This is a genomic window from Aeromicrobium sp. (assembly GCF_036676885.1).
Lineage (GTDB): Bacteria > Actinomycetota > Actinomycetes > Propionibacteriales > Nocardioidaceae > Aeromicrobium.
Window position 1 is genome coordinate 1 of record NZ_JAKFCB010000027.1, and the last position, 2,908, is coordinate 2,908.

A 2,908-nucleotide genomic window follows, 5' to 3' on the forward strand; every position below is an offset into this window, starting at 1 on the left:
CCTTCACCGGCAAGTGGGACATCGCCACGGTGCCCGGTGGTGGCGGCAACTGGGGCGGATCGTGGCTCGCGGTGCCCAAGTCCAGCAAGCACCAGGACGTGGCCATCGAGCTGATCAAGTTCCTGGCGAGCGAAGAGGGCCAGATGGGCGCGTTCGAGAGCGAAGGCCGACTGCCCTCCCTCCCGGCGCTCTACGACACGCCGCAGCTCAAGGACGCCACGAACCCGTACTTCAACGATGCTCCGATCGGTCAGCTGTTCGTGGCCGGTGCGAAGAACCTGGAGCCGGTCTATCTCGGTGCCAAGAACGTGCCCGTCCGTGACGCGTTCGAGAACGTCCTTCGCGGCGTGGAGAGCGGCGAGCGCTCCGAGTCGGACGGTTGGCCCGCGGCCATCAAGGCCGCCGAGAAGGCGGCCAAGTAGGCTCCGGCCGGCGCCTCACCCGCGGGTGTGGCGCCGGCCGAGCACGACCAACCCGTACGACCCCATGTCTCCGGTGCCTGCGCCTGTCCTCCAGCGGGCGCAGGCACCGGACCCAGCAGGAGAGCTCACTTGAGGATTCGCGATCGGTTCGACAAGACCGAGGCCCGCGTCGCCCCGTACGCCTTCATTTCCCCCTTCTTCATCGTCTTCGCGATCTTCGGACTGTTCCCGCTGATCTACACCGCGTGGGTCTCCCTGCACGACTGGGGCCTGCTCGCGGGTGATCAGGGATACGTCGGCTTCGCCAACTACCGCGAGCTGATGCAGGACTCCGACTTCTGGCGAGCATTGACCAACACCGTCGGCATCTTCTTGCTGGCCACCATCCCGCAGCTGATCATGGCGACCGTGCTGGCGCAGGTGCTCAACTCCAAGCTGCGCGGGCGAACGTTCTGGCGTATGGGCGTGCTGCTGCCCAACGTGACGTCGGTGGCGGCCGTCGGCATCATCTTCAGCCTGATCTTCGCCCGTGACTACGGAGTCGTGAACTGGGCCCTCGACTCCATCGGGCTCAGTCCGGTCGACTGGCAGCGTCACCGCTGGTCGTCCTGGCTCGCCATCTCGATCATGGTCGACTGGCGCTGGACCGGCTACAACGCGCTGATCCTGCTCGCTGCGCTGCAGTCGGTGCCCAAGGAGCTCTACGAGGCTGCCCGGATCGACGGGGCCTCCGCGTGGCGCCAGTTCTGGTCGATCACGGTGCCGATGCTGCGGCCGACGATCATCTTCGTCTCGATCGTCGCCACGATCGGTGGCGTCCAGCTGTTCACGGAGCCGCTGCTGTTCGGTACGGGTGTCAACGCGATCGCCGGTGGCAACAGCGGTCAGTTCCAGACCGTGGCGATGTATCTCGTGCAGCAGGCCTTCACGGCACAACGCTTCGGGTACGCCTCCACGGTCGCGTGGGTCCTGTTCCTCATCATCGCGGTCTTCGCGGTGATCAACGTGGCGCTGCTGCGCCGGATCAAGTCGGTGGACTGAGATGAAGACCCGGAACCCGCTTCTCTACGTGGGCCTGATCGCGACGCTGATCCTGTCGGCCGGCCCCATCTACTTCATGCTCGTGATGGCGTCGCGGGCCAACGACGAGATCGTGTCGCTGCCGCCGCCGTTCTGGATCGGCGGCAACCTGTTCTCCAACGTCGACCGGGTGTTCGCCAACCCTGATGTGCTGTTCGGCCAGGCGCTGCTCAACAGCCTGATCGTCGCCACGGTCTCCACGGTGTGCGTCGTCATCACGTCGTCGCTGGCCGGATTCGCGTTCGCCAAGCTCAAGTTCCGCGGCCGCAACGCGCTCCTGCTGTTCGTCATCGGCACGATGATGGTGCCGGTGCAGCTGGGTCTCATCCCGCTCTACATGCTGATGACCAAGCTGGGCCTCAACGGCAGGCTCGAGTCCGTCATCCTGCCGTTCATCGTCGCCGGATTCGGCGTGTTCATGATGCGGCAGTTCGCCGAGCAGGCGATCCCCGACGAGATGATCGAGGCCGCCAGGGTCGACGGCGCGTCGACGTTCCGCATCTTCTTCAGCATCGTCTTCCCGGCGCTGCGCCCGGCCGCGGCAGTGCTCGGCCTGCTGACGTTCATGGAGCGCTGGAACGACTTCCTGTGGCCGTTCCTCACCCTCGACTCGGAGCACCCCACCGTGCAGGTGGCGTTGTCCCGCTTGTCGAGCGGCTACTACTCCGACCAGTCGCTCATCATGGCCGGCACCCTCATCGGCACCTTGCCGCTGGTCGTGGTCTTCATCGTGTTCGGTCGCCAGATCATCGGCGGCATCATGGAAGGTGGACTCAAGGCATGACTCTCGACATCTCGGCATTCCCCGCCGACTTCCTCTGGGGCGCGGCGACCTCGTCGTACCAGATCGAGGGCGCGGTCGACGAGGACGGGCGTACGCCGTCGATCTGGGACACGTTCGCGGCGACGCCCGGGCGGGTCGACCAGGGCGACACCGGCGCGGTCGCGGTCGATCACTACCACCGCTACCGCGAGGACGTCGCCCTCATGGCCGACCTCGGCCTCAACGCCTACCGCTTCTCGGTGGCGTGGCCGCGGGTCCAGCCGGACGGGATCGGCTCGGGCAACGCACCGGGCATCGCGTTCTACGACCGGCTCGTCGACGAGCTGCTCGCCAAGGGCATCACGCCGTGGACGACGCTCTACCACTGGGACCTGCCGGAGGCGCTCGAGCAGGCCGGCGGCTGGCCCGTGCGCGACACGGCCGAGCGGTTCGCCGACTACACCGCGATCATCGCCGAGGCACTCGGAGACCGGGTCAAGCACTGGATCACGCTCAACGAGCCGTGGTGCGCGGCGTTCCTCGGCTATGCGAGCGGCATCCACGCTCCCGGGCGTACGGATCCGGCCGACGCGGTCGCGGCATCGCACCACCTGATGCTGGGCCACGGGCTCGCGGTGCAGCG

Annotated in this window: 4 protein-coding genes; all 4 read left to right on the forward strand. The window is 66.9% G+C overall.

Annotation, left to right across the window (positions count from 1 at the left end):
• The coding region (locus V6M46_RS01545) for an extracellular solute-binding protein (protein WP_332661948.1) at nt 1–422 on the forward strand (422 nt) is incomplete at its 5' end.
• A 129-nt stretch (nt 423–551) separates the two neighbouring features.
• Nucleotides 552–1,463 (forward strand): carbohydrate ABC transporter permease, encoded by a 912-nt coding sequence (locus V6M46_RS01550; protein WP_332661949.1) that lies wholly within the window; start codon nt 552–554, stop codon nt 1,461–1,463.
• A 1-nt stretch (nt 1,464) separates the two neighbouring features.
• Nucleotides 1,465–2,286: a carbohydrate ABC transporter permease gene (locus V6M46_RS01555; RefSeq protein WP_332661950.1), complete on the forward strand. Its 822-nt coding sequence runs from the start codon at nt 1,465–1,467 to the stop codon at nt 2,284–2,286.
• The coding region (locus V6M46_RS01560) for a family 1 glycosylhydrolase (protein WP_332661951.1) at nt 2,283–2,908 on the forward strand (626 nt) is incomplete at its 3' end. The genes V6M46_RS01555 and V6M46_RS01560, both read left to right, overlap by 4 nt.